A 5,111-nucleotide genomic window follows, 5' to 3' on the forward strand; every position below is an offset into this window, starting at 1 on the left:
ACGTCCCAACGAAGCATCGGAGTCGGCGGACAGGCACCACCGCCATGTTTTCACGCCCGCAAGGCGTACCCGACAGGGATCAGGGGGACTGACCTGCGCATTCTCCACGTCGTCAGACAGCCGAACAGCACTAAACGTTGAAGCGGAACATTGGGTGCAGCGCTGCCACCTGCGGAAACACCGTGCCCCGCCGCACGATCCAGCACATGTCCAGCACCGTCGCGGTCGCCCCTTCCAGACTCCCCGAAGGGTTATTTGGGCTGGCCAGAGCGGCTGTCGGGTGCCCTGGTCGACGGGTGCCCCGTATATCCCCAGCGGCGGCTCCATGCCGCGGACGCGGAGCGCCTGTGGCAGACGCTGCCCCGTTGCTGCCCACCACGACTTTGCCGCATGACCGGCATAGCCGAATGCGCCAACCGATCCGCGGGTGTCCCGGGCCGGCCGGGGACGCGTGCCGAAACCGGTGACGGTCCACGCCGAACCCCCGCGGAACCTGGCGTCGCAGCCGCGTTGCCCGGATGCCGTGTACCCCAACTCTCCCTACTCGGCCACCACGGCAAGAAGGGAGCAGCGGTCTCCCACAACGCCGATAGAGTGACATCCCGGAAGGTGCAGGACGGGCGGGAACGAGGGCGCATGGCGAAGACCGCGAGGGAACGGCTGGCGAGGCTGCTGGGCGGCGCCGAGCCCACCGGATCGTTCAGCGCTCAGCTGTCGGCACCGGCGGACCTGCTCCGGCTCGAGGTCTCCGGCGTCGGGCCGGTGAAACTTCCGCTCCGCGCCCCCCTGGCGAAGAAGCTGATCGCGGTGGCGCGGCCGGCGAAGTTCGGGCGTGGGGAGGCGACGCTGGCCGACCCCAGCGTTCGGGACACCTGGGAGCTGACCCCGGACCAGATCGCTCTGGGCGGAACCGGCTGGCCGGCACTGCTCGACCGTGCGCTGGAGCACTTCCGTGACGGGCTCGGGCTTCCACGCGGGTCCCGTCTCCGTGCCGAACTGCACTCGATGCTGGTGTACGGCAAGGGGCAGTTCTTCCTCCCCCACCAGGACTCGGAGAAGGACGACGCGATGGTGGGCTCCCTGGTGGTGTCACTGCCCTCGGCGCACACCGGTGGGGAACTGGTCATCGAGCACGGCAGGGAGAGCATCGCGTACCAAGCGTCGAAGGACGAGCTGACCCTCATCGCGTTCTACGCCGACTGCCGTCACCAGGTGACTCCGGTCAGGTCCGGTTACCGGGAGACCCTCACCTTCAACCTCATCACCGACGCCGGTTCCCCAGCCGTGGAAGCCGGCCCCGCCGCCGAGTCGGCGCGCTGCCTGACCGAGCACTTCAGCACGCCGGTCACCCCGCGATACTCACGCCGCGTCCTGCCCCCGCCGAACCGGCTGGTCTTCCTCCTCGACCACGAGTACACCCAGCGGGGCCTGAACTGGCAGCGCCTCAAGGGCGCCGACGCGGAGCGTGCCGCGCTGCTGCGCGCCGCGGCGGAGCAGGCCGGATGCGAGACGGTGCTGGCACTCGCCGAGGTGAAGGAGACCTGGGACGCTCTGCCCTCCGGCAGCGACCCATGGGACTACTACGAGGACGAAGAGGAAGAGGAAGAGGAGGACGACACCGGCGACGGCCCGAACGAGGATCCCGAGGACTACGAACTCAACGAGCTGATCGACGACGAGATCACCCTCGACTGGTGGACCGGCCAGGACGGCGCCAGCGGTGAACCGATCTCGCTGCTCGTCAGTGAGGACGAGGTGTGTGCAGCCACCCCGAACGCGGGCCTGACTCCCTACCAGTCCGAGTACGAGGGCTATATGGGCAACTACGGCAACACGCTGGACCGGTGGTACCGGCGGGCCGCGGTCGTCGTGTGGCCGCGTGAGAGGGCGTTCGCGGCGCGTGCCGAGGCCGGGTCCCGGTGGGCTTTGCGTGACCTCCGTGACCGTATCGACGCCGGGGATCTGGCGGGCGCACGCCGCGCGGCACAGTCGCTCGCGCCGTTCTGGTCCCAGCTGGAAACGAAGGCAGGAGTGCTTCCGGCAGCCCTGGATGTGGCGGTGGGTCTGGATGCCGCCGGGACTGCGGCGATGCTGCTTGAACCGTTCCGTGTGCAGCTGCTGGCGCGGGAGCACGCGGCCGGGCTGGCGGCAGCGGCTGAGCGGTACGGCGAGCAGTGGACCCGGAGCGTCGTCGACGGGTGGTTCGGGTCGAAGCGCGACCCGTACGGATCCGACCTGTCCGAGTGGGCCGACACCATGCTGCCGGGACTGTGCGGGGCGCTGCGTGCCACCGGGAGCCCGCACGTGGCACAGCTCCTGGCCGCCGGGGCCTGGGGCTGGCTGGACAGCCGGCTCCGGCTCTGGACCACTACCGCGCACAGCGATGTCCGCCGGCGACAGCTGGAGATCCTGAGCTCGCCCTTGGTGCGGCTGCTGGACGCGGCCGATGACCCGCTCCGCGACGAGATCGCGGGAACGCTGCGCGAGTGCGCGGACACCGTACTGGAGTGTCTGATGCCGGCGCTGCGCCTGGCGGACGGGCGCGGGGCGGCGGGGCTCGACCAGGTCGCCCGGGACTGCGCGGAGCGGCTCGGCCGGATCGCCGCGACGCCGCCGCGCGACGAAGACGACTGGTCGATCGAATGGACCGGGTGCGGGTGCGACCTCTGCGACCGGCTGGGGACGTTTCTCGTCTCACGGACGCAGCGGACCTTGGAGTGGCCGCTGGCGAAAGACGGACGGCGGCACGTGCACTCCCGGATCGACGCGGCGGAGCTGCCGGTGCGCCACCAGACCCGGCGGCAGGGGCGGCCCTACACCCTGGTGCTGACCAAGACCGACAAGCTGTTCACCAGCGCCGCGCACGCACGCGACGAGGCCGCGGCCGACCTGGCGTGGCTGACAGCGACCCGGCGCGCGGCGTGAGCGGGAACGGGCCGCCGTCACGCCGGACGGGTAACGCCCGCACCGCCGGCGGGTGGTGCGGGCCCGATAGGCTGCCGCGGTGACCGCGTCAACGTCCCCGTCCCCCGCGCTCGCCCTCGCCGCCGGCTCCTGCCGGCTGGCCGCGCGCGGCCGAACCCTCGCCGCCTGGCTCGGTCCGGGACGGGCACTGACCCCCACTGGCATGCCGAAACCCTCCGACGCCCCCGCGACCGCCGCCGCACTGGGCATCCCCGCGCCAGGCCGGGTACGTCGTGCCGCCGACATTCCCGAGCTCGGCATGGTGTGGCGCTTCGCCCGCGCGGGCGGTTTCGTGATCGTCGACGGCGGGCGGGGCCACGGCGCCGCAGCGGAGTCGGACTGGCCGAAGCTGCCGCCGGAGACCGTGGTGCAACGCTGGCTCGACGCCCTGTCGGCAGCCATCCCCTTCGGCGCGGGCACAGAACGGCCGCGTGATGACGACGAGCACGCCACCTGCATCGCCGTCCTGCTGTCCGCCTTGTCCACCGCCGACGACCCCGGGGACGCGGGTTGCGTCAGCGCCCGCATCCTCGAGATGACACGCGGCGGCCAGTGGCCGTTGTCCTGGCGCTGCTCCTTTCTCTGGACTCAGGAAGAGCACGAGTTCGAGCAGCTCCGCACCTTCCTCGTCGACGCGGGGGCGGCCGATGGCAACCGCGGCCTCACTCCGCTCGGAAGCTGGGCACTGGAGCAGCTGCGCCCGGCACAGATCTCACCGCGGATGAGCACCACCGACCTGCTGGGAGAGCTTCAGCGCCGCCCGCCCCGCGACCCCTACCCGGCGATCTGGCCATGGATCGAGGTCCAGGGTTCCGACACCGCGCTGCAAGGCCTGCTCGCCGAAGCCGGCCGGGCGGACACCCCGCGGCGCAGACTCGCCCTCGAACTCGCCGTCCAACTCCCTGTCGATTCCGACGAGCCGTGGCACCAAGCCGCCGCCCACCCGGTCCTCGGCCCCCCGGCCCGCCGGATACTGTGGGACGACGACCCCACGCCACGGGCACTCAGCCCACAGGACCTGCTCTGGCTGGCGGTCGACGAGTGCGCCGCGGCCTGGCTCGGCGGCGACACGGCACGCTTGCTCGAACGGTTCCACGACCTGCCGGGCGCCGTCGGGCCCGAGCGCCTGAACGCCCTTCGCGACAGCGGTCACCCCGACGCCGCGGCCCTCGCCGACCATCTGGAGCGCGGTGGTGCCGAACAGTCACAGCCCAGCGTGTACCAGCTCAAGATCTCCCTGACCGGCTGGGGCGCATGGCGCCGGGTCCTGGTACGTCCCACCCTCACCCTCGGCGACCTGCACGAGGTCATCCGGACCGTCCTGGACTGGGACGACGACCACCTGCATGTCTTCCAGGGACCCGGCCGTCGCACCTACGCCCCTGCCTGGTGCGACGTGGACGCCGACGACGAGGACACCGTCCTCGTCGCCGACGCCTTTCCCCGGAAAGGCAGCACCCTGGGCTACACCTACGACCTCGGCGACTGCTGGCGCCACGAGATCACCTACCAGAAGACCCTCGCCGGCGGCCCCGGCACCGCCTACCCGGTGTGCACGGCAGGGCAGGGCGACAGCCCGATCGAGGACTCCACACCCGAGGACGAAGACGGGGCGTACCCCACCACACCGTTCGCGATCGACGACATCAACGAGCACCTGATCCAGCGCTTCTCCCCCAACTGACGCCGGGCAACGAACACGTCGACAGATTCCCGGAGCAACCGCCGTGCCCCTCGCCTTCCCTCGCGGCCCCGGCTCTCCGCTACAGGGAAAGACGCGCGGTCGGCCGTCCTTGACACCCGCCGGGTCACCGCCCCACAACCGAACACATACCCTGCCCGGGTACCTGCCCCATCCAGCACGGATCCAGCAACGGGAAACCCGGACCGGATTCAACTACCCGACCAAACTGACGTGACCTGCACGAACACTCCGACCGGACCTCCAGACCCCACCCTCAAACGTTCCACCACAACATTTGAACCAGATCACAAAAACACCCTCTGACGCACAAACGCAAACCAGAGGGTGATTGGAGCCAAAACTAAACGTTGAAGCGGAATATCCAGTGCAGAGCTGCGACCTGCACAAACGTCGTCTTGAAGGGGTCCGTCCCAGCACGATCCCAGCACGGGAGGTACATCCC

At 70.4% G+C, this 5,111-nt stretch carries 2 protein-coding genes; both read left to right on the plus strand.

What is annotated here, in order from left to right; genetic code table 11:
• Positions 1-636: 636 nt before the first annotated feature.
• Positions 637-2,925 carry a 2OG-Fe(II) oxygenase gene (locus EFK10_RS41355; RefSeq protein WP_127360803.1) on the plus strand — a complete coding sequence of 763 codons (2,289 nt, stop codon included), beginning with the start codon at positions 637-639 and terminating at the stop codon, positions 2,923-2,925.
• Between the two features lie 79 nt (positions 2,926-3,004).
• Positions 3,005-4,648 (plus strand): plasmid pRiA4b ORF-3 family protein, encoded by a 1,644-nt coding sequence (locus EFK10_RS41360; protein WP_127360804.1) that lies wholly within the window; start codon positions 3,005-3,007, stop codon positions 4,646-4,648.
• The last annotated feature ends 463 nt before the right edge of the window (positions 4,649-5,111 follow it).

It is taken from the genome of Streptomyces soli, assembly GCF_003999195.1.
Classification (GTDB): domain Bacteria; phylum Actinomycetota; class Actinomycetes; order Streptomycetales; family Streptomycetaceae; genus Actinacidiphila; species Actinacidiphila soli.

What these genes read in the sequence shown, in the direction of transcription:
- EFK10_RS41355 (WP_127360803.1), top strand. Translation starts at nt 637, where the DNA reads ATGGCGAAGACCGCGAGGGAACGGCTGGCGAGGCTGCTGGGCGGCGCC.